At 67.4% G+C, this 22,066-nt stretch carries 19 protein-coding genes; 3 read left to right on the top strand and 16 right to left on the bottom strand.

What is annotated here, in order from left to right:
* A partial coding sequence (locus tag VLF18_RS18895) for a hypothetical protein (RefSeq protein WP_325281180.1) occupies nucleotides 1-303 on the bottom strand: 303 nt, incomplete at its 3' end.
* Between the two features lie 789 nt (nucleotides 304-1,092).
* On the opposite strand from VLF18_RS18895, the gene VLF18_RS18890 reads away from it, so the two are divergent.
* Nucleotides 1,093-1,464: a helix-turn-helix transcriptional regulator gene (locus VLF18_RS18890; RefSeq protein WP_325281179.1), complete on the top strand. Its 372-nt coding sequence runs from the start codon at nucleotides 1,093-1,095 to the stop codon at nucleotides 1,462-1,464.
* A gap of 893 nt (nucleotides 1,465-2,357) precedes the next feature.
* Nucleotides 2,358-2,744 (top strand): hypothetical protein, encoded by a 387-nt coding sequence (locus tag VLF18_RS18885; RefSeq protein WP_325281178.1) that lies wholly within the window; start codon nucleotides 2,358-2,360, stop codon nucleotides 2,742-2,744.
* 8 nt (nucleotides 2,745-2,752) lie between these two features.
* On the opposite strand, the gene VLF18_RS18880 is transcribed toward VLF18_RS18885, so the two are convergent.
* From VLF18_RS18880 to VLF18_RS18840, 9 genes are all read right to left on the bottom strand, one after another.
* Nucleotides 2,753-4,168 (bottom strand): aminotransferase class V-fold PLP-dependent enzyme, encoded by a 1,416-nt coding sequence (locus VLF18_RS18880; protein ID WP_325281177.1) that lies wholly within the window; start codon nucleotides 4,166-4,168, stop codon nucleotides 2,753-2,755.
* 2 nt (nucleotides 4,169-4,170) lie between these two features.
* Entirely contained in the window at nucleotides 4,171-4,707 is a 537-nt protein-coding gene (locus VLF18_RS18875) for a rhodanese-like domain-containing protein (protein WP_325281176.1), read from the bottom strand.
* A complete protein-coding gene (locus tag VLF18_RS18870) occupies nucleotides 4,704-5,282 on the bottom strand; it encodes a YeeE/YedE thiosulfate transporter family protein (protein WP_325281175.1) in 579 nt (192 codons plus the stop codon). Before VLF18_RS18870 ends, VLF18_RS18875 begins: the two co-directional genes overlap by 4 nt.
* A complete protein-coding gene (locus VLF18_RS18865) occupies nucleotides 5,279-5,800 on the bottom strand; it encodes a YeeE/YedE thiosulfate transporter family protein (protein ID WP_325281174.1) in 522 nt (173 codons plus the stop codon). Before VLF18_RS18865 ends, VLF18_RS18870 begins: the two co-directional genes overlap by 4 nt.
* The gene (locus tag VLF18_RS18860) at nucleotides 5,797-6,723 is read right to left on the bottom strand and encodes a sulfurtransferase (RefSeq protein WP_325281173.1); all 927 of its coding nucleotides are present in this window, start codon (nucleotides 6,721-6,723) and stop codon (nucleotides 5,797-5,799) included. Before VLF18_RS18860 ends, VLF18_RS18865 begins: the two co-directional genes overlap by 4 nt.
* Before the next feature lie 177 nt (nucleotides 6,724-6,900).
* A complete protein-coding gene (locus VLF18_RS18855; RefSeq protein ID WP_325281172.1) occupies nucleotides 6,901-7,683 on the bottom strand; it encodes a LytTR family DNA-binding domain-containing protein in 783 nt (260 codons plus the stop codon).
* Nucleotides 7,680-8,738 carry a sensor histidine kinase gene (locus tag VLF18_RS18850; RefSeq protein ID WP_325281171.1) on the bottom strand — a complete coding sequence of 353 codons (1,059 nt, stop codon included), beginning with the start codon at nucleotides 8,736-8,738 and terminating at the stop codon, nucleotides 7,680-7,682. Before VLF18_RS18850 ends, VLF18_RS18855 begins: the two co-directional genes overlap by 4 nt.
* 83 nt (nucleotides 8,739-8,821) lie before the next feature.
* Nucleotides 8,822-9,292, bottom strand: coding sequence for a hypothetical protein (locus VLF18_RS18845; protein ID WP_325281170.1), 471 nt, complete (start codon nucleotides 9,290-9,292; stop codon nucleotides 8,822-8,824).
* A 187-nt stretch (nucleotides 9,293-9,479) separates the two neighbouring features.
* Nucleotides 9,480-9,908, bottom strand: a complete 429-nt coding sequence (locus VLF18_RS18840) for a helix-turn-helix domain-containing protein (protein WP_325281169.1) — start codon at nucleotides 9,906-9,908, stop codon at nucleotides 9,480-9,482.
* A gap of 73 nt (nucleotides 9,909-9,981) precedes the next feature.
* Between VLF18_RS18840 and VLF18_RS18835 the strand changes: the two genes are divergently transcribed.
* On the top strand, nucleotides 9,982-10,842 hold the full coding sequence (locus VLF18_RS18835; RefSeq protein ID WP_325281168.1) for a class I SAM-dependent methyltransferase: 861 nt from the start codon (nucleotides 9,982-9,984) through the stop codon (nucleotides 10,840-10,842).
* A gap of 171 nt (nucleotides 10,843-11,013) precedes the next feature.
* Here VLF18_RS18835 and VLF18_RS18830 read toward each other — a convergent pair whose 3' ends face one another.
* The 6 genes from VLF18_RS18830 to VLF18_RS18805 form a co-directional block, all read right to left on the bottom strand.
* Complete coding sequence (locus VLF18_RS18830; RefSeq protein WP_325281167.1) at nucleotides 11,014-11,937, bottom strand: SOS response-associated peptidase family protein; 924 nt, start codon at nucleotides 11,935-11,937, stop codon at nucleotides 11,014-11,016.
* Nucleotides 11,938-11,958: 21 nt separating this feature from the next.
* A complete protein-coding gene (locus VLF18_RS18825; protein ID WP_325281166.1) occupies nucleotides 11,959-12,279 on the bottom strand; it encodes a hypothetical protein in 321 nt (106 codons plus the stop codon).
* A 356-nt stretch (nucleotides 12,280-12,635) separates the two neighbouring features.
* On the bottom strand, nucleotides 12,636-13,406 hold the full coding sequence (locus VLF18_RS18820) for a DNA adenine methylase (RefSeq protein WP_325281165.1): 771 nt from the start codon (nucleotides 13,404-13,406) through the stop codon (nucleotides 12,636-12,638).
* A 141-nt stretch (nucleotides 13,407-13,547) separates the two neighbouring features.
* Nucleotides 13,548-14,417: a hypothetical protein gene (locus tag VLF18_RS18815; protein WP_325281164.1), complete on the bottom strand. Its 870-nt coding sequence runs from the start codon at nucleotides 14,415-14,417 to the stop codon at nucleotides 13,548-13,550.
* Nucleotides 14,414-16,876, bottom strand: a complete 2,463-nt coding sequence (locus VLF18_RS18810; RefSeq protein ID WP_325281163.1) for a hypothetical protein — start codon at nucleotides 16,874-16,876, stop codon at nucleotides 14,414-14,416. The genes VLF18_RS18815 and VLF18_RS18810 overlap by 4 nt, the downstream gene beginning before the upstream one ends.
* Before the next feature lie 13 nt (nucleotides 16,877-16,889).
* Entirely contained in the window at nucleotides 16,890-22,055 is a 5,166-nt protein-coding gene (locus VLF18_RS18805) for a hypothetical protein (RefSeq protein WP_325281162.1), read from the bottom strand.
* Nucleotides 22,056-22,066 lie beyond the last annotated feature (11 nt).

Here is a 22,066-nt window from a genome sequence, read left to right as displayed (position 1 = left end):
CTGCTGCGCCTGTGCCTGCGCACCGCAGACCGGCGTGCACAGCGTGGCGAGCGTGATGTTGCAGCCGACCGGCGTGAACGTCGCCTGCGGCGAGGCCTGCTGCGCCTGTGCCTGCGCACCGCAGACCGGCGTGCACAGCGTGGCGAGCGTGATGTTGCAGCCGACCGGCGTGAACGTCGCCTGCGGCGACGGCGCATACGCGGCGGCCTGCGCGCCGCAGACCGGCGTACACAGCGTCGCGAGCGTGATGTTGCAGCCGACCGGTGTGAAGGTCGCCTGCGGATCGACACCTTGGTTGTACATGATTGCCCTCGTAGGTCTCGGGATGGATGGTTTGACGGCTGTTTTTCCGACGATCGGGCACACGCCGTCGCGAAAACGGCGGCCGGCCGTCCAGCGCCTGGATCGCGTGCGTCCCTGCGGCGATCCGCTTGCTTCCGTGCAGCAGCCGCACACGCGCGACGGCGCCGGCTGCGGGCGACGTCGGAAGGCTCCGCCGCACCGCCGGCATTTCGCCGGCGCGGCACGGCGCGTCCGTTCGCGGCGCCGCGAGCGGCACCGGTGATCGGTTCTGACTTGCCCCTGAAGCAACGGATCCGGCGGCGGCGGCGTGTGCGCCCGCCGGACCTGCCGGGCGCTGCGCGCCGCCTGCGGAAACTGCCGCCGGCAAGGACTGCGGACTCCCCGGCCGCTTTCGCGATGCGGAACGTCCGTCCCGGCCTGCGCCCTGACGGCGCTGCGGCTGCTGCGGCTGCTGCGGCTGCTGCGGGCGCAGTATGCACGCAAATGTAGATATATCTAGTAGTGGTTTTTAGTATATGTATTCAGCTCCGCTGAGCGCGGAGCGCGCCGGCACGACCGGCGGGCGCGACAAACGGCGATGATCGTCCGCCGCACTGAGTTGCGCTAAGGAAATTCATCGACAAAGGATCTTTTATGTCTGTTGGATATGTATACTCAGCAGCGCTGATCGGATCGCCCGCACGCACCGCCGCGATACGCGCCGGCGCGCCATCTGCGCCCGGGCACTCAGCGCTGCTGAGGAAATGCACGGATCGTGTCGACGCCTCGATTGCTACAGGAGCGTGACCGATGGACAGCCCGACTCCGCGGCGCGAACCCACCCTGCTGCCCGATCGCGTGCGCTACGCGCGACGCCTCGCCGGCCTGAGCCAGGCCGCGCTCGCCCGTGAAATCGGCATCGGCCCCAGCGCGGTCGCGCAATGGGAATTGCCGTCGGGCACGTCGCCGACGATGGAACATCTCGCGCATCTCGCCGTGCGCAGCGGCGTCGCATTCGAATGGCTCGCGACCGGCCGCGGCACGAGCCAGCCCGTCCCCGGTCCCGACGCGGCGAACGCACCGGAACACGACACCGCGGAAGAACGACTGATCGCGACGTTCCGCCGGCTCAGCCGCCGGCGCCGCGAAGCGCTGCTGCGCTGGCTCGAGGATTTTTCGTGAGAGATGCGATTCGTGCCGGTCGACGCGGCTTGCGCGCCTGCCGGGCGAATCGGATCGGGAGCCGCGCTGCGGGTCGACTTCCGAGGCAACACCATCCCCGCGCATGCCCGTCCGGCCCGTCGGACATTCAGGGCGGTCAGAGCCTGCGGCTCTGACCGTCCTTCACTTCCCTTGAAGGCGAGGGTTTGCCCCGCCCTGCTTTTGCGATTCCCTATTCCCTATTCCCGGCACCACGCCCTACCCGTCGAAATCCCCCGCAAAAATCGGATCCGCCGACGGCAGCCGCATCGGTCCGATGTAGCTGCGCCCCCAGACCAGTCCCGTGACGAAGACGGTGCGATCGATGCTGTTCCGCGTCTTGCCGCCGTGGAACCCGTTGAACCAGCGATCGCGGGGCCGAGTTCGCGCACCGGGCGGATCTGGGTCTCGTCATGAGCGGCCGCATGCAGCGGCAAGGTCCGCAGGACCACGCCGGTGCGCTCGAACGCGAGACGGCCGTCGAGCCAGAAGCGCACCGCGCCGTCGGCGAGATAGCCCGGCGCACCGGCGTGGCCGGGAATCCGACATGGAGAATGGGAGAATCGGTAAAAGGCCACGCGCGTGCGCGACGTGCGGGTCACGGATGGCTACCGGGACGAAACTCCGGCGCAGCGGCGCTCGGCAATGCCGATCCCGGCTCCCCGTTCCCGATTGCCGGCCCGACACGGCCGGAATGCGCTGCCCTCGATCCCGTGCTTCTTGAGGAGCTTGCCGAGCTGCCGCCGCTCGGTGCGGCACACCCGCGCGGCGAGGCTCACGTTGCCGCCGCGCGCGCCTGCGGCAATCTGTCGCCACCGCGGCGATTGCGCCGCGGCCTGCGCTACCGTCGCGTCACGTCGCCTCCGGAGATTCCGATGCAAACGCCAGCGCTGACGGCCGGCCTTCTTCTCGTCCTGACCGGCCTCGTGCACTCGGTGCTCGGCGAGATCCTCATTTTCCGCCAGGTGCGCGAGCGCGGCATCGTTCCGACGCGCGCACCGTCGCCGCTGAAGGAACGCCATCTGCGCATCCTCTGGGCGACCTGGCACGTCGTCACGCTGCTGGGCTGGGGCTTCGCCGCGCTGCTGCTGCGCATCGGCGCGCAACCCGACGCGCCGCTCGCGACGCTGCTGCTGACCGTCACCGCCGCCACGAGCGGCGCCGCCGGCGTGCTCGTGCTGTTCGCGACGCGTGCGCGACATCCGGGCTGGATTGCGCTGACGCTGGCCGGAACGCTGGCGGGGATCGCTGCGGCGTCGTGAAGCCTCGCTCAGCAACGGCGAACCACGCCCGCTGCGCTGCGATCGTCGAGGCCGCACTGCGCGATCAGCGCAATCAGCCGCTCCACATCCGCAAAGCTGCTCGCCATCCCCACCGACGCCCGGATCGCGCCCGTCTCGTGGCCGCTGCAGGCGGACAGACGCTGGGGCGTGAAATCGTCGCCGAGCTCGTCGAGACACTGCGCGAGGCGTGCAGGCTCGCTGCGGAACGCGGCTTCGGACGCGCCGGGATTGCAGAAGCAGCCGCCGCGCACGGAGATGCCGGCGTCGCGCGCGGCGGCTTCGATCGCGGCATAGGGCAGCGCGCCGCCGTGCCGGTCGAGCACGTTGAAGGTCACCGCACAGCCGCGCGCGGCGCGGTGCGGCCGGCCGTAGAGACGTACGCGCGGCGCGCCGTCGGCGTGACGCAGCGCCGAGAGCCCGTCGAGCATGGCCGCGACCAGTGCCGCGTTGTGAACATCGACGCGACGCAGGCCGACCTCGCGCAACAGTGAGAATCCTGCAGGCAGTGCGGCAATGCCGAGAAAATCCGGCGTGCCGTCCTCGAAACCCTCGGCACCGGCGAGCAGGCGATGGCGGTCGGCCGCGACCGAGGCGAAGCGCACCGTGCCGCCGGCGAACCAGGGCCGATGCAGCTGCGCGAGCGCGTCGCGCCGCACAACGAGTGCGCCGAGACCGGTCGGATAGCCGAACAACTTGTAGAACGACAGCACCGTGAAATCGGCCGGGCAGTCGCGCAGATCCAGTGCATGGCCCGGCACGAAGGCCGCCGCGTCGAGCAGCACCTGAAAACCCTGCTCCCGCGCGTGCCGCACGAGCGACAGCGGATGCCGCACGCCCGAGAAATTCGATTGCGCCGGATACGCGAACAGCCCCGCCCCGCCGGCCGCCGCGGCGGCGATGCGCGCGTGCGGATCGTCGAGTTCGAGATCGGCGTTCAGCGGCAGCACCCGCACCGCCGCGCCGGCGCGCCGCGCGTATTCGCGCACGCCGTTGACCGAATTGTGGTTGTCGGCCGACAGCAAGAGGCCGCGCTGCGCGTCGAACCGATAGCTTTCGGCGACGAGCTTGATCGCCGCGCTGCAGTTCGCGGTGAAGCAGACCGCGTGCGTCGAAGCGTCGACACCGAAGAACTGCAGCACGTCCTCACGCGCACGCTCGATCGCGGCGGTGCTCGCGCGCGCCGTGGCGGATTCGGAATGCGGATTGCCGTAGATGCCGTCGTCGAGCAGTGCCGCATGCGCGCGCAGCTGCGAGGTGCCGTAGAGCGCGCTGCCGGTGTAGTCGAGATAGGCATGCCGCTGCGCATCGAGCCGCGCGAATTCGCGGCGGCGCAGCGCGGCGAAATCGTAGTCGTCATCGCGCGCACGCGACCGCGGCGCGACACGGCGGGAATCGTCGGTCACGGTCAGCATCCGCGGCGGCTCCTTGCGCGATCGATCGTTTCGCCGGGTTCGAGGCGGCGCGGCGTACCGCCGAAATAGCGGCTCAGCGCCGCACGCGTCTCGAATTCCTGCCGCCGGCGCGCGGAGGCATCGCTGCGCACGACCGGAAACAGCACGTCCGCATGCCAGGCGCGCAGTCCGCCGCGCAGGCGCCGCGCGTTCGCGCCGACAGCGGTGCGCGCGCGATCCGCGGCGAGACCGTCGCCGTCGTCGTAGATGACGACGAGCGTCGCCGCAGCGACACGCGCGGCGTCCGCCTCGTGCAACGGCAACGCGCCGGGCAGGCGCTCTTCGCGCACAGCGGCATCGCGGCGTGCATCGAGCACGAGCAATCCGGGCTCCGCATCGCGCAATCGCTGCGCAAGATCGACGGCCGCGATCTCGTCGTGCGCGAGTCGCGGCTGCGGACTGCCGGCGATCGCCGCCAGCGCACCGGAGGCCAGTGCGAGCGCGATGAGGACGCCGCGGACGCGCGCGCTCATGCGAACGTACGTGCTCATGCGAATCTCCGCTCGATGCGTTCGGCCGCGACGAACGCGAGCAGCGCGACGGCGACGACGATCGCGACGACGGCGCCGTAAGGCAGGTCGAGCAGTTCCGGCAAGGTCCAGGCGCCGCGTGCGGTGCTCTCGTAGAAACCCGGCCAGCGCGCGAGCAGCAGACCGCAGCCGAGCATGCCGCCGAACAGGCCGAGCAGCACGAAGGCGCCGTCGATGCGCCCGGTCGCCGCGGCGACGCAGGCCGTGCCGGGACACAGTCCCGCGGCGATCAGCCCCGCGCCGAACACGAAGCCGCCGACACATTGCGGCAGCAGCCAGGTCGGCGGCACGTAGAGCGCCTGCAGATCGAGTACGCCCGCGCGGCTCAGCCAGAACACGCCGAGCATCGCGACGAGCAGCGCGCTGAACATCACCTTGAGCACCCGCAGATCGCGGCCGTAGAACTGCGCGACGAGCCGTCGCGCACTGCCGAGTCCTGCGCGTTCGAGCGCGAAACCGAAACCGATGCCGACGACGAGCGCGACGGCGAGCGTCGCCGACAGCGGCGCGCTTTCGGTCAGCAGCGGCGCGTTCATGCCCACACCTTGCGCAGCAGCGGCGCGAGCGCATACGCGCTCGCGAACGCGGCGCCGAGGAAGGTCCAGCCGCCGACGCCGAGCAGCGCACCGCCGGTCAGCGCCTGGCCGCTGGTGCAGCCACGCGCGAACACGGCGCCGGCGGCCATGAGCGCGCCGCCGCCGAACGCGAACGCAAGCCGCTGCGTGCGCGACACCGACGGCGGGCGCTCGACCGCAACGCGCAGACGTCCAGCCAGCGCCGCCGAAGCGGCCGCGCCGATCAGCACGCCGATCAGTTCGATGCTGAGCCATTCGAGCCACGGTCCGGGTTCGCCGAGGTAGTGCGCGAACAGCGGACTCGCCGCAGCCTGTTCCGGCGCGACCAGTGCGACCGCACCGGCCGCAGTGCTCGCGAACGCGCCCGATGCGCCGAGGCCGCGGCCGACGAGAACGAACGCCGCGAGCAGCACGAGCCCGAGCGCGGCGCCCGCGAGGTAGGGGTCGGCGTAATCGCGCGGCGTGCGCGCGGGGTTCACGGCGTGCTCCGCGCGCCGCGGCTTTCGGCCGGATTGTTCGTGTCGTGCGACCAGTCCTGGAACGAGCCGTCGTAGAGCTTGACCGGATGGCCGAGCAGACGCGCCGCGAACAGCATCGCCGTCGCCTGCTGACCGACGTGGCAGTAGCCGACCACCGTATCTCCGGGTTTCACGCCGGCCTGCTCGAACAGCGTCTTCAGCTCGGCCGTCGAGCGCCAGCGCAGGTCGTCGCCGGTCACGCTCGTGAACGGAATGCTGCGCGCGCCCTTGATGTGCCCCTTGAAATGCGTGTGGCCGTGCGCGCCGCCGATATCGGTGCCGTCGTAGAACACCGCGGCGCGGCCGTCGACGACGGCGATGCCCGGCGCATCGAGATGGCTGCGCACATAGTCCGCCTCGACGACCAGCGGCAGTGTCTTCAGCGCGGCCAGCACGCCGGTCTTCGCTGCAGGCACGTCGCGCGTCACTGCACCGCCCTGCTTCACCCAGGCGCCCATGCCGCCGTCGAGCAGGCTCGTGCGCGCGCCGAGTCCGGCGTACTGCAGCGTGAACACGACGCGCGTGCTCGGGCTGACCCAGTCCTTGCCGTAGTAGACGACGATGCGTGAATCGTCGGAGATGCCGAGCTTCTGCAAGCGCGCGCGCAGGTCGTCGTCGGACGGCATTTCGAGCATGCGTCCCTCGCGCGTGTGTTCCGACACCGAGATGTCGTCCAGCGTGACGAAGCGCGCGCCGGGGATGTGCGACTTTTTGTATTCGCCGTCGTCGCCGACATGCAGCAGCACGAGGTTCGCGTCGTCCAGATGCGCGGCGAGCCAGGCCGCGTCGACGAGCAGTTCGTCGCGCGGATCGGCAGCGGCCTGCGTGGCCGCGGCGCCCAGAAGGATAGAAAAGCAGATGTGCAGCAATCGATTCGGCGACATGACAGACCTCCCGTGACGAGGAGGCCAGGATGCGTCCGGCACGCGGTCGGCGACAGCGATTGGCAGCGGACGGGAACCGCGATGCAGCGAACGGGAATCGTAGGGCGGAAGTGGAAATCGCTCTGACGATTCCCGATTGACGTTTCCCGATCTCGACTCCCAGTTCCCCCTCCCTGCTCAACGGCGCACGCCGAGCTGCGCGAAGCGCGCCTCGAACTCGCGCCGGCGGTTGCGGCTCAGGCGCACGGTCGTGCCGTCGGCGAGCTTCAGCTCGCAGTCGCCGCGAAACAGCGGATGGATCTCGCGCACGCGCGCGAGATTGACGATCGCCGAGCGGTGTACGCGGAAGAACAGCTGCGGATCGAGCTGGCGCTCGATCTCGTCCATGGTGTCGCGCAGCAGATGGCTCGTGCCGCCGCAGTGCAGGCAGATGTAGTAGTCGGCCGCCTCGATCCAGTCGACCTGGCCGGCCTCGACGACGACGGTCTTGTCGCGCGCCGGCACGAGGAAGCGCGTGCGCGGCGACTGCTGCGCGCGCAGGAGTTCGGCGATGCGCGCGTCGAGTTCGCCGCGCCGGTGCGTGCGCGCCTGCGTCTTGGCGCGCGCGAGCGCGCTCGCGAAGCGCGCGTCGCTGAAAGGCTTGAGCAGATAGTCGAGCGCGTGCACGTCGAACGCGCGCAGTGCGTAGCGGTCGTAGGCCGTGACGAACACGATGGCCGGCACGGCGTCGGCGCCGATGAGTTCGAGCAGCGCGAAGCCGTCGACTTCGGGCATCTGGATGTCGAGAAAGACAATGTCCGGACGCAGCCGCGCAACCAGCGCGACGGCGTCGACGCCGCTGGCCTGGCCGACGACCTCGATCTCCGGATCGCCGCCCAGCAGCGCCTCGACGTTCGCGCGCGCGAGCGGCTCGTCGTCGACGATCAGCACCTTGAGACACGTCGTCCCGGCCGCGCTCACCGCGCGGTTTCCCAGGGCAGATCGAGCGTCGCGAGCACGCCGCCGTCGACTGCGGCGAGGCGGAACGCGGCCGACTCGCCGTACAGCGCGCGCAGGCGTTCGCGGGTATTGCGGATGCCGATGCCTTCGACGATGTCGGACGCGAGCGCGCCGCTGTTGCGGATGCGCAGCTGCAGACGCTCGCCGGCGCGGCTGGCCTCGATCGACACGCTGCCGGGCCCCGCGAGCTTCGCAATGCCGTGACGCGCCGCGTTCTCGGCGAGCGGCTGCAGGATCAGGTTCGGCACGAGCGCGCGGCCCGCTTCCGCGTCGATCGCGATCGTGCAGGTCAGCCGGTCGGAGAAGCGCACCATCTCGATGTCGAGATAGCGCTCGAGCATCGTGATTTCCTCGGCCAGCGGCACGCGCTGGCGCTCGGCCTGGTCGAGCGAATAGCGCAGCAGGTCGGCGAGCCCGGCGATCATCGTAACCGCCTGGTCGTTGCGCTGGCTGCGTACGAGACCGGCAATCGCATTGAGCGTGTTGAACAGGAAATGCGGCCGCAGCTGCAGCTCGAGCGCGTGCAGCTTCGCATCGCCCAGCGAGCGTTCGAGCTGCGCGGCGCGCAGCGCGCGCTCGTGGTAGCGCTGGTAGTACTCGAACGCGAGGACGCTGCCGAGGATCAGGCAATAGAGGATCCAGTTCAGCGGCACGTGCGCGAACAGGAAGGTGGTCAGATCGAGCTCGGCCCAGGTCGAGGTCATCCGGTCGTAGGGCCGCATCCAGAGCATGACGGCGATCTCGAACAGCGAGTGCAGCACGGCGATGACATTGGCCGCCACGACATGGATCGCGATCACGCGCGCGGGGAATCCGTGGTCCGGAAACCGCCGCGTCAGCCGCAGGATCACGTAGGTCGGCACGATCCAGGCCGACCAGACGATGATGAAAAAACTCAGCAGCCACGGCACGGAATGTCCGTGATCGAGCATGCTGATCCACACGAGGATGCCGGTGACGACGCCGAACAGGATCCAGAACGACGCGGCGATGAGCAGGAAATGGCGGGTTTTCACGCGCGGAGTGTGCCGCAATTGCCGCGGCGGTTGAGCGATCGTGCAGCCAACGGGATCGGAGTGGCGGCGAACGGGAAGGCCGGCTACCACCCGGACTGGCTGTGCCAGCTCACGTCCTGGGCGAACTCGCCGTCCGCTCTGGCCTGCGGCGTGGACCGGGCTTCGGCGTTGCAGGCTGCACAGACGGCATCGTAGTTGCCGCGCCGAGGGTGACCGTAGCGGTTGTGCCCGAACGAATACACCCAGCGCACGTGCCTTCCACCGTCTACAAGTACGCCCGTCGTCTGCGCACTCCAGTACGCGCCGGCACCATGGTGATAGGCCACGACGCCGACGATCCTGCCTGCGGGCAGGCGCGGTATGCGGTCGAACGGACAATCGCCCGGCAGAATCATGATCTGGTCTCGCCCGTCGCGTTCGCGCTTGATCAACGTAACGGCCAGGCCGGAAAGGTTCCTGTCCTTGTCCGGCCTGTCGGGGTCGAACGCGCCGCACTTGCGGATCTGGCTCGGCCGGCACATCCGCGCCATCGTCCGGCCGATCCTGAAATTCATCGAGCGATTCGACGAACGCGAAATACCGTTCGGCGGCAACCGCCGCTTTCTCGCCCTCACTTCCCGGCATGGCAATGCTCTCCGGCCCGACGTGACGACAGCTTCGGGATCGCAATAGTCAACAGTGCATTTTGTGCGCACGATCTCTCATTGCGCGGACGATACCGCGCCTGCATGCCTCATCCCCTCAGGCCACTACCCGCCCCCGCTTCCGCGGCCCCAGCGCGCCGGCCGACGCCGCCTTCAGAATGCGCCGGAACGTCGGACATTCCATATGGCTCGCCGCGCGGCAGGCGGCGGCGTGGCGCAGGCCGTCGCGCATGACGCGCAGTTGCCGGATCGTTTCGTCGAGCGCGTCGGCCTTGCGGACCAGCAGCTGCCGGTCGATGCGCGGCGTGCCGTCGGGCGCGAACAGGCCGGCCATTTCGTCGAGCGAGAAGCCGGCGGCGCGACCGAGCGCGATCAGCGCGAGGCGGTCGAGCACGCCGGCGTCGAATACGCGGCGCAGGCCGCGCCGGCCGATCGACGCGATCAGGCCTTTTTCCTCGTAGTAGCGCAAGGTGGAGGACGGCAGTCCACTGCGTTTGCCGAGTTCGACGATATCGAGTTCGCCCATGCGCTTGACCTCAAGTCGACTTCAAGTGGCAGAGTGCCGTCTCCGCCGCATTCCGGCAAGCCGGGAACCACTCATGCATACCACCGACACGAGCGCCGGCACGACTGCCGACGAGCAGACGCGGCTCTGGAACGGCCCTGCCGGCCAGGCCTGGGTCGACCTGCAGGATCCGCTCGACCGCCTGTTCCTGCCGTTCCAGCGCGAACTCGTCGACGCGGTCGCGCGTGCCGGCGCGACGCGCGTGCTCGACGTGGGCTGCGGCACCGGCGCGACCACGCTCGCGATCGCGCGACACCTCGGTACGGCGGGCCACTGCACGGGTATCGATATCTCCGAACCGATGACCGCGCTGGCGCGCGCCCGCGCCGCCGGGCAGCGCGCGAACGCCGACTTCGTCTGTGCGAACGCACAGACGCACGCCTTCGCGCCGGCGGCGTTCGACGCGATCGTGTCGCGCTTCGGCCTGATGTTCTTCGACGATCCGGTGCGCGCATTCGCGAACCTGCGCGCGGCTGCGACGGCCGGCGCGCTGCTCCACGGCATCGTCTGGCGCAGCGTCGCGGAGAACCCGTTCATGGTCGCGGCCGAGCGCGCCGCGGCTCCGCTGCTGCCGAATCTGCCGCAGCGGCAGCCCGACGCGCCCGGCCAGTTCGCGTTCGCCGACGCCACGCGCGTGACCGGCATCCTCGAACGCGCCGGCTGGCGCGAGATCGCGATCACGCGGCTCGACGTCGACTGCGAACTGCCGGCCAGCGACCTCGAACGCTACATGACGCGGCTCGGTCCGGTCGGCCTCGTGCTGCAGCAGGCCGATGCGCAACTGCGCGAGCGCGTCGTCGAGGCCGTGCGCGCGGCGTTCGCGCCTCATGTTCACGGCGAGGTCGTGCGCTTCACGGCGGCCTGCTGGACCATCGTTGCGCGCGGGCTTGCATGAGGAAGGAGCGAGAGGCGTGAGAAAAGCGTGTCCAACGCCGCAGCGAGGCTTTCTGTAACCGCGCGCGATAAATCGCCGGCCCGATTGAGATAAATTGCCGAGCCCGTGCGTTGCACGGGCCGCAACGAAATGCCGGCAGGCGAAACCGTGCGGCGCTGGTGAACGGGACCGTCAGGCAGCCTCCCTATGCTCATAGAACGGCCTGTGGCGATCGTCTAGTAGCCCGAACAGCTCCTCGGGGCTCCGGCCCTGGGGAGTCAGCCAAGCGTCAATGTGCTCTGCCTTGAGCGGGATCGGGCACCGGTCGTGGCCAGCAGCAGCGACCTCCGGCGGGGGCTCGTCGGTGATGAACGCAAACGATGTCAGCTCCTCGCCGCCCGTCCCGCGCCAGGTCGACCAGAGACAGGCAACCAGCATGTCGCTGTGGTCCGCTGGTTCGAACTCAAGAATGACGTCCCGGCCACCTCGATCCACATGCTCGTAGAAGCGCTGCGCAGCGACCACTCCATGCGTGACGCCGAACACTCCGCGCCAGGTTGTGGCCAAGCTATCTCGGCGGGCGTTGTACGCCCCTTGGCGATCACGGTCCCATTCTGGCGTCGCATAGAAGGGTCGCAGCAGATATCGCATCGGCCGCACGAGGCGCTTGCCGTCGGCGATCACCATCACTGGCGCGTAGTGACGCGAAAAGATGCGGCAATCACTCGCGCTGGGGCTCGTGCGCGAGAGATCGGCCAAGCTTACCTGCGCATCGTGAATCTTCTTGGTGGCCACGCGCACGTCGTTCGCGGCGGACTTCGTGGGCTTGATCGCCAGCTTCGCCGACGCGGACTCAAGTCTCGCAGTTTGCACGGCGATCACCTCGCGTAGCCGAGCTTCCTCGGCCGGCCGACGCTGGTTGATTGCCGTAAGAATCTCGAACTCGTCGGGCGACCTGGGCCGCGCGACCGCAGCATCCATTCCGCGGGGAATGATTACTCCACCCTTCTCGCCGCGAATCTTGTACAGGCGAACGAACTCCTTTATCGAGATGTCCGCACCGAACGCGCCCACGTACTTATAGTAGTCCTGCCAAACCATCGCCGAATAGCACATCGTGGCCCCTCGCTGCCGGCACTAACCGAAGCGATACACCGGCGCGCTGACCGCCTGCAAGCGTTCAACGACTTGGCGCCCGGTGTAGATCGGATCTGGAAAGAACACCTCGTCGAACCACGCGTATTCCGTGACCTCGATCACTTCATCTTGGTCACGCAGAACAAACGTGGGCATCAGACCGAGTTGAGCAGCGGCTGCTAGCCGGTGAGACCCTTCAAGGGCGGCTAGGTAGGTCCCGCAGTCGATCGCCTCGATAGTCGGCGGCCCCATCTGCTGCATCTCCGCTACGACTCGCGCGAGATGCGTTGGATCTGGCTCATGCAGCGCACGCACTAGCATTGGGAACCTCCTCGCGCGGAACGGCAAATAGCCCCGCGTAGTGACACGTGCCGCAACGCGCACCAGCGCAGTTTGGGCATTCCCAGAAGACCCACTCAGAGCGATGCCGGAATTGGCCCTGACCGCAGTGGTAACAACGAATTCCCGGCTCGCTTGGGCTGCCCGCCTGACACAGGGTGCAGCAAAACCGGCCGCAAGAGTCGCATGCGCCGGCAGGTCCAAAATGGTTTCGACGGTAGCGGGCCATCGCCGCATCATAGGCGTCACCGTCTCATACGCCGATTCAGGTCGGCGTGAACGCCAAGCGCGGGCCGATGCTGCGACGCAGCGCCAACTCGTCGTGCCAGCTAGAGCGGCTATCCGGAGCGAATGATCAGCTCGCCCGCGGACTTTGCCCTGTGCGCACCGCCCGGCGTGTAGTTGATCGCGACCGTCGACATCCGCAAACCTCGAAATAGCCGACGCACGTCGACGTGGTCGTTGATAGTAAGCACCGCGTTTCCCTTGAGGCTGCGCATGACCTCGGCGAGCTGCTCGTACTCGGACCACGGAAACGGCACACCGTAGCCCTGCGTTTGCCAGTACGGCGGGTCGAGGAAGAACAGCGTGTGCGGCCGGTCGTAGCGCTCGACGCACTCGCGCCACGGAAGGCACTCGATCGTGACGCGAGCCAGCCGCAGATGCACGGCCGACAGCTCCTCCTCGATGCGCAGCAGATTGAGTCGCGAGCCGGCTGTTGTGGACGTGCCGAACGAACGGCCGCTGACCTTGCCGCCGAACGCGAGCGTCTGTAGGTAGTAGAACCGCGCCGCGCGCTGCACGTCCGTCAACGTGTCGATGTGCTGTAGCTGGGCCCAGCGAAACATCTCGCGGCTCGTGAGCGCCCAGCGATACTGGCGCACGAATTCATCGAGGTGATTCGCGACTACGCGATAAAGCGTGACGAGGTCGCGATTGACGTCGTTGAGAACCTCGGCCTTTGCCGGCGCCGTCCGCGCGAGGAGCACGGCGGCGCCGCCGGCAAAGGCCTCGACGTAACAAGAGTGATCCACGTTTTCAACGAGCGGGAGAAGGTGCTTCAGGAGCCGGCGCTTTCCGCCTGGCCACGCGAACAACGGTGCAGTCATGCTCTCTCCGGAACTGAGATCCGTGCTTCGTAGTCTCTCCCTCGCCACGCGTGGCAGGGAGCCTTGCTCGATCTACGGGTCAGTTCCGTGGTCGGGGGTCTGCAAGTGCGTCAACACGTGCAGACCGCTCCGTCTTGCTGGTCAACGCTCTTCGATCGCCGAGATCGCGGATGACCACAAATCACCGCTCTTGTGGATGATGCGCGGCACGGCAACGAGCCGGCCGTAGATTGCCGTACGACGCACCCAGATCGGCGATATGGTGCGGCCGACGACTAGCACCTCGCCGGTGATGCCGGCCGCGATCTGCAGGTCGTTGACGCTCGGTACATTGGCCGCTTCCGTGGCGCCCTCGGCAAAGCCCCACGCGATATCGGTCGGAATCCCATCCAGCGGCAGATCGATCTGCCGCACGCGCACGCCGAGATCCTCGTACGCCTGCAGCGCTTTCGACTGATCGACGCGGCCGGTATCGATGACCTGCATCGACCATCCCGCATCGACGCCGTCGGGCAGCACGATCGCGTCGCCGGCCCACAGGCGCGCCGCCTCGGTGTACTCGGCGCCGAATGCATCCCACTCGGCGACGATGAGCAGTTCGTCGACCATCGGCCGACTGCCGTCAGGGCCGATCGGCATCGTAGCGACCAGGTTGTACGGCAAGCCGGGAACACCGGCGTCCTGGTTGTCGGCCACTGCGATGGGCTCGACCCAGGTGCCGGCGATGCGCGCGTTCACCGTCATGTTCGCGATGTGATTCGCCGCGCGGAAATTGCAGCCGAGCAGAGCAACGACAGCGAGCGGCTTCGCCTCCGCGAACGTTACGTGCAGCGCCACCGAACCGGGAAGCCCAACACTTTCCCACCGCGCCACGGTTGACGACTGCCGGACACGCAGATTCGAGAGCGGATACGCCTCGATCTCCGTGTAGTCGCCGGTCTCGAACGCGATCGTCGTAGCCGGGTCGTCGATCCAATTCCGCGTGTTGTAGCTGACCAATGCGCGCATCATGTTGAATCCTCGTCAGGGAACCAGACAAGCAGCCGAACGACATTCGCCCAGAACGAGCTACGTACGCGCCGCGCGCGGCCGTAGCGGCCCGCCTGCAGTTCTTCGATGTCGTCCCACTGCAGGAACACTTCCTGGAATGGCTCGGCGTCGTCGGCCTCTGACGCCGATAAGATCGCATCGCATTCGAAGAAGTCCGGTGACCCGCGACACAGCGAGACCGCGCGCGACGCTTCGGCCTGGATGTCCGCACTTTCCTGCAGCAGCGTCTCTTTCGGCTCTGCGCCATCGGCGTACTTGCGCTGCTCGTCGACCACGGCAGTGGAGGTCGCAAGCGATACCGAAGCCGGCAGGCCCGAGCGTTCGATTAGGAAAACGGCTTTCAGCTCGGCAATCTCGGCCGGCGTTGCTGTCGAGTAGATATCGCTGTCGCTATGTGGCGTGTAGTTGCGCTTGCCGGCAAGTCGCGTCGTGAATCCACGCGCCTCGTCGTACACGCGGCGCGGCGGGCTGATCAGGTTGTGCTTTCCGAGCCGAATGGTCGCGTTGCCTGTCGGCGGTTCGAGGCGTCCAACACTGACGAGGCCTGAGCGCTTCGCGAACGCGGAACCGGTCCATCCGTCGAGCGTCAGCCGCACGAGCGCCTGGATGTTCGGCGTTCCGAAATGCGCGAGTCGCCGCGGTCGATGCGTCGCTGCGTTGAGCGCGTCGATCGACGTCCAGTCGATGCTGTCGAAATCAATGCCGCCGCGCGTCACGAACAGGTAGTGCAGCCAGTCGGGCAGATACTCGATCAGGCGAACGTGATAGAGCGCCACGCTGCGGATCGTCACGTCGCAGGCGGTACCGCCCAGCACGAACTGCGTGCTGCCGACGTCGGCCTGGAACGTGTAGACGTATGCTCCGACCTGATCGATCAGCACCGGCCGATCGACGTCGCTGCCGGCGTAGAGCGCCCCATCCGTGACGTCGACGACGTCGACGTGCAGCTCGTACCACTCGCCCTCGACGAGCACGCCCTTGCCGATCGTGACTTCGAGCACCGTCGACACGAACTGGAGCGCGTCGCCGACGCCGGGCCCGACGCGATTGTTCGGACCGCCCTCGCCGGACACGACCCAGCCGAGCGGATCGTCGTCGTAGCTGCCGCTTACCCAATCGCCGAACGTGCCGCCGTTGCTGTCGTCGATCAGCGTCTCTATCCGCCGCATCGCGCCGCGCGGGTGACACGTCGTTTTCCCGTCGGGCGCGAACGTCAGTTGGAATCCGGTCCGCGCGGGCATGTACTGCCAATCCGCGGGGTACGAATGCACCTGGCCCTTGTCGAATATGGCGTCAATCGAAAACAGCGCACGGTCGTGCAGGTCGTACGTGTACGCCGTCGGGCCGGTCGTGACCACGCTGAGCTGCGCGCCCTCGACATACTGCGGGCGACCCAACGCGACCGGCTTCGCGCGATGGATCATCTGCGGATTGCCGATCGTCTCGGGGTACAGCTCATCTTGCATCGGCCGATCGAGCCGCGCGAGTTCGTCCGTCAGTGTCAGCACTAGCCGCTGTGGCATGCCGTCGTTGGCTTTCTCGACCCGACACCGCGTCCACTCGCTCCAGGTATCGCCGGCCGGCGTGCGAAATCCGCGATCAATGACGACAGTGGCATCGCGCCAGAGCAGATCACGCCACCAGCTCACGGCGCGATCAAGCACGAGCGTCAGCTCGCCCCGGCTGCTGCGTGTCTGACCGCCCCATACCCAGCACGATCCTTCGCGCTCGATATCCACGTCGGAATCCGCCGCGATGCGCGCCTGGTACGGCTGCTCGGGCGGATCGTCGCCGATAGCGGTGTTTACCGCGTGGCTGCTGACATAGAGCGAAATCGTCTCGACCGGCACGGTGTAGACGCCCGCGCGCACGCCCGGCGGAACGGCATACATAAACCCGAGTTGCCCAAAGTTCGCTGTGACCGATGCGTTGCCGAATAGCGCTGCAGCCGGATACCACACCGCGTACGTGTTGGACGGATTCGCGGTGACCGTCTGCCACGCGCCGCTGCCGATTGCGATGCGATAGACGCCGGCATCGGCGTCGAGCCAATGCCGGATGACGACGCCGGTCGTGAGCGACGCGAGGTCGAGGATCTTGATGCCGTCGCGCCAGAAATCGCCTAGCTTGTCAGGCCCAGCGGTCTGGCCGGACGTCGAGCCGAGCCGCACATTCAGCGGCGCCGTGAGCAGCTCGATGCCGGCAGCCACATCGGTTGCGCCACCGAATGTATACAACGTTTCCCAGTAGTGCTGATCGCTCGCGATCGGCAGCGTCGCGCGAATGCCCTGCCAGCTCGACACGACACCGCTCGCGAGCAGGTTACCCGAGCTGAGTCCGATCGAGCCGTGGCGATCGGCCGGCGACCAGGTCGCGTAGACGCGTTCGCCGCGCCGCCGCGGCATTAGCTTCGCGCGCATGATGCGCTGCGGGCTAAGCACCGCGTGACCTCGTCCCTACAGCAGACTCGATCTTGCGGCCGATCTCGGCGTTGTTCTGACGATCGGCCTTGCCTTCTTCGCGCACGGCGTTGGCCACCTTCGTGCCGTTCTCGCGCAGCTCGGCCTTCAGCGCGGCCATCTCCGCGCGCAGCGCACGCAGCTCGTCGACGACACCGGCGTCGTCGTTGGCCGCGCCGCGCCCGACGTTGACGCTGATGCCATAGCGGCGAAGGAATCGCGACGTGCCCGGATCGATGATCATCTCGTCGCGATGGATCATCGCGGCCATGTCGTACGGAACGCTCGCCGTGCCGACCGCGAAACCCGGCAATCCCTGGCCAGCGCCGAGGCGGCGGATGTAGTCACGCACCTCGCGCATCACGCGCACCTGGTCCTGTGCGTACTGGTAGATGCCGTCCAGGTAGTCGAGCTGGTCCAGTGCGCTCGACGGGAACACGTTCTGTAGATACGGCGCTAGGCGATTGCGGATGTCGGCCGGCAATGCGTTGGTCGCATCTTCGAGCAGGCCGATCGCCGCATTCGCGTCGGCCTCGCTGGTCGCGTTGGTGATCGCCTGCAGTAGCGGCCGCAACTGATCGCGCTGCGCGGCCGGAAGATCGTCGATCGTGCTGGCCAGCGACTGGTTGAGCAGAGACTGTGCGTTGCTCAAGTCGCCGAGGTCGACACCGACGCTCTGCGACAGCTCGCCGAGGTCAACGCCGAGGCGTTGCGCAAGCTGCGCGAGCGACTGCGTGCTCTCCACCGTCAGGTTGTTGAGGTCAATGCCCAGTTGCGACGTTAGATCAAGCACGCCGGCCGACAAGTCGGTCAGATTGAGACCCAGCGCTTGCGTGATCTCGGTCAGGCTCAAGCCGAGCGAGCCGGCCAGCGCGGTCAACGATTCGAGTTGAACACCGGTCAGGTTGTCGAAATCGATACCGAGCTGCGTCGTCAACTCGCGAATACCGCCGCCGAGACTCGTCAGCTCCAGGCCGAGACCTTGCGTCAGCTCGTTGAGGCTCAGGCCGAGCGTGCGGGCCAGCTCGGCGAGAATCGTGACCGACTGGCCCGTGATGTTCTGTAGGTTGACGCCGAGGTTACGCGCGAGGTCTTCCAGCTCGTAGCCCATCGAGTCCATGAGTTCGAGGACCGGCACGCGTAGCGCGCCAGCAAGGTCGCCCAGGTGCTGTGCGAGCTGCTGCGCGAGTTCCGCGCGATGGGCCGCTTCCTGCTGCGCGACGCGGATATCGCGCTGGTCGAGGTAGTCCGTCGTAAGTCCGCCGCCGCTCGTGCCGCCGCGGCCGGTCGTGCTCGGCGGCCCGACGGTCGGCCCTTGCGTGACGACTTGCTGCAGCAGATCACGCACCCAGTTCGAGCCGAACGGGCCGTCGCGGAAATCCACGCCCGACGTCGTCGAGCCGCGGAACAGACGCAGGTACGCCTCGGCCATTTGCGGTAGCTGCGCCGCCGCTTCGGCGTCGCCCGCCATTGCCCTGGCCTGCAGTTCCAGCAATTGCCGGCGCGCTTCGTCGATCTGCTCTTGCGCCGTGAGCCCTGACAGGTCGCCGAGCAGCTGCGCGTCCAGGTATTCCTGGATCGACTTGATGCTCGCCATCTGCCGCTCGTACAAATCATCGTTCGCCGCGGCGACCTCGTTGATCTGCTGCGCCATCGAAGAGCCCCACGACTGCGCCGTACTGGCGGCACCGCCGTTGTCGAGTTCGCGCAGCTGCTCGATGAGGCTCTGCGTCGACGACAGCAGGCGCGCGACGGCCTGTCGCACGCGCTGTTCGGCGACTTCATGCACGAGCGCCAGGTCGGACTCCGCGGCGGCCTGGCGGCCAGCGGCGACGGCCGCGGCGTTGAGCGACGCTTTGACCTGCTTTTCCCACGCGCGAATGCCGGCAATCTCGTTCGTGAAGTCGCTGCCGTAGAGTTCCGCGCGGAGGCCATCCACCGTGTTCTGGTAATCGGTCTGCGCCTGCTCGATCGCCGCGTTGTACTTCTCCTGCGCGTCCGTCGCCGCGGCGAGTGCTTCCGCCGCGCGCAGCCATTGGACTTTCGCCTCATCGCTGAGCGTCGGCAGCTGCTGCTCGAACAGCACGCGGAACTGCTCCATCGTCGTATCGCTACTCAGGCCGAGCCCTTCGAGCAGCGCATTGGAACTCTCACGCGTCGCGCCTGCGTTGAATTCCATGTTTTCGATCGGCGACAGGTATGCCTTGCGGAACTTGTCCATCAGCGATGCGATCGCGTCCTCGACCGTCGCAACCAGCTCGCTCACGCGCAACCATTCGACGATCTGCTCCGGCGTAAGCGTCGGCATCACGGCCTCGAACGCGGTGCGGAACTCGTCTTTCGACATCGGCTTGAGACCAAGGTCCGCGAGCTGCTCGTCGCGTGAACGCACCATCGCGTTGATGCGGTTCTGCGCCTGCTCGCCCGCGCTGTAGAACGAATTGAAGAAATTCGCGAACAGCTCCTGCGCCTCGTCGAGGCCGCCCGCGGCCTGCACGATGCCGTCGGCCAGTTGCGCGAACTTCTCGGGATCGGTCATGTCGACCGCGATACCGAGCTGCTCGAACACCTGCTGCATGACCTGCACTTCGGTCGCCACGCGCACGAGCGTTTCGCCTAAGCCCTCGCCAATCTGCTGGAATTGCGCAATGAAGGGCACGACGCTGCCGGCCAAGCCATCGAACAAGGCGGAAAACACCGCTTCGAGTTCGGCCTGCTGCTCCTCGGCCGTCAGTCCTTTGAGGCTGATCTTGATTTCTTCGACGCGGAACGCCGCGAGAGCGGCCTCGATTTCCGCGGGCAGCAGACCGAGCGCGAGCGCACCTTCGCGCACGGTGTCGACGATCGACTCGATGATGAGCTGGAACTGCGTGCCGAGTTCGTTGGAGACGTCCGCCGTGTTCGTATTCGTCCGCGTTGAACCGAATGCCCACGAGCGGCTTTGCACTTCCTGATAAGCCCGCACCGTGACGCCACGCAGGAGTTCGTCGAGCGAGCCACCGCTGATCGTCAGACCCTGGTCGGTCACGCGCGACGAACCGCCGAGGAAGCGTTGCGACAGGCTCGGAACACCGAGGCGTGTGCCGATCGACGCCTGTGAGAATTGCCGCGCTTGCGGCAGTGCGCCGAATTCAACGTCGCCGGCGCCGCGCGCGAGCTGCACGGCCGCAGCGCCGAGGGCCTGCGTCAACGAGTTCAGCGCGTTGAGCATGCCCCGGTTGATGCCAACGAGTTCAGTCGTGGCCTTCGCCGTGATTTCCGCTGCGTTGGCTATGCTCTCGCTCTTGGCTTCCGCATCACCGAGCACCGTGCCGGTACCCTGCTGCGCCTGACGCTCAGCCGCACTGTCGCTGAAACCCGCGTTGCTGAAATTTCCGATCGAAACGCCGAGTGCAGCCACGGCGGCTGCCATCGCGGCCATACGTGCAAATGCCGTGTACGGATCGCCCTGGCCCTGATTCAGTACGGCCGAAATCGCCTGAGCTACTGACAACGCATCAATCACCACCTGCATCGCCAGGAACGCGCGCGAGCCGTCTTTCGTCATCGACTGCATGCTGCGCAGCGCCGCCTGCGAGCTGTCGACGATGCCGCTGATCATCGCGTGCCGCAGGTTGCCGAGCCGGTCCTGCAGCTGCGCGACCTTGTCGAGCGCACCTTGGCCGATCGCGTCTTCGAGCGCGAGTTCGACTTTGCCGATGTCTTCGGCCAGCTTGCTGAACGTGTTGTCGGTCGTGAACTGACTCGCGATGTTCTGAAGGTCGTCGCCGCTGCGCAGCTCGGCAAGCGCTTCCAGGCGCTCGCGCAGCAGCTCCTGCACGTCGGCCTCTTCGAACCCCAGTGCGATCGCGCGTTCCGCGAGTTCGTGCGCCTCGCGTACGCCCTCGTTGTAGCGGGTTTGCGCCTCCGTCGTCGCCGACAGGCGGTCCGCTTGCTCAGCGAGCGCGCGAGACAGATCGCGATTCCCGCTCAGGAGCGCATTGCGCTTGGCGTACTCCGCGTTCGTCTTCGCGATGTTGGCGCGCAGCGCGGGCTCGCCGGAGGCGATCGCCTGACGGCGATCCAGTTCGTTGTTCGCCGCCTTGATCTCCGCGAGCATCTGCAGGCGTTCCTGCAGCAGCTGCTGCTGTTGTTCCGTCAGCGGGCCGAGCGCGAGGCCTTCCGCCGCGAGCTGATTCGCCTCGCGGACTGCGGCGTTGTATTCGACCTGGGCAGGCGACAGCCCCGCGAGCTGATCACGCAGCGTGGCCAACTCGCCGCGCAGCGAGACGTTGCCGTCCTTGAGCGACGACCACGCGTTCCTCGATTTCTCGACGACATCGGACAGCGCGTCCCACGCCTGCAGCTGCTGGACGAGCTGCTCGGCCTCCTCGCGTTGCGCGGCACTGAGCTGCTTGCTCGCGACTTCCGCGCTCAGCTTTGCCGTTGCGCTCGAACCATAGCCCGCGACCTGGTCACGCAGCTGCTGCAGCAGCTTCTCGCCGTCGCTGAGTTCGGTGCTACGCGACTTCTTCGCGGCGTCGATCGCGGCTTCTGTCTTAATCCACTTTTCGCCAAGCCGGCCGACCGCTCGCTGATACTCGTCGGTCATACCAGCCGCTTTCATAGCGGCCAACCCCTCGTTGACGGCAAGCTGAGCGAGCTGCTCGCGCGTCTTTCCTGCCTTCTTGAGTTCCTCGTCGGCGCTCTTTGACTTCTGCCGCAGCTCCTCGATGAAATTGGTCGCACGAGCGTCGGCCGTCACGATCTGCGCGCCGCGCCCAATCGAAACGATTCCTTCGCCGATACCCAGCAGCACGTTCCCGATATCGTTCGCCGAGCGCAGCCGATCGAGAGACTGCACCGCGCCATCGATTGCAGGCGTAAGGCGCCCGGAAATGTCGCCGCCGAGCGCGACCCATTGCACACGTAGATTGTCGACTTCCTTGGCGAGCGCCGCGACGCGCTGCGACTGCGCATCGAACCGCGGCAGGAGCGCGAGCAGCTGCAGGCCGGCCGCGTCGTTCGTGGCCGTCTGCGCATGCTGGATCTGCGCCTCGATCAGCGCGAGCCGCTGGCGCTCCGCGCCGAGCTGCCGCGACTTCTCGATCAGCACGTCGGCGCCGCGACTGAACGCTTCCATGCCTTCAGCGAGCGTCACCGGCTTCGTGT

It is taken from the genome of Tahibacter sp. (genome assembly GCF_035481375.1).
In the GTDB taxonomy this organism is placed as follows: Bacteria; Pseudomonadota; Gammaproteobacteria; order Xanthomonadales; family Rhodanobacteraceae; genus Tahibacter.
This window is presented reverse-complemented; position numbering and strand designations above follow the sequence as displayed.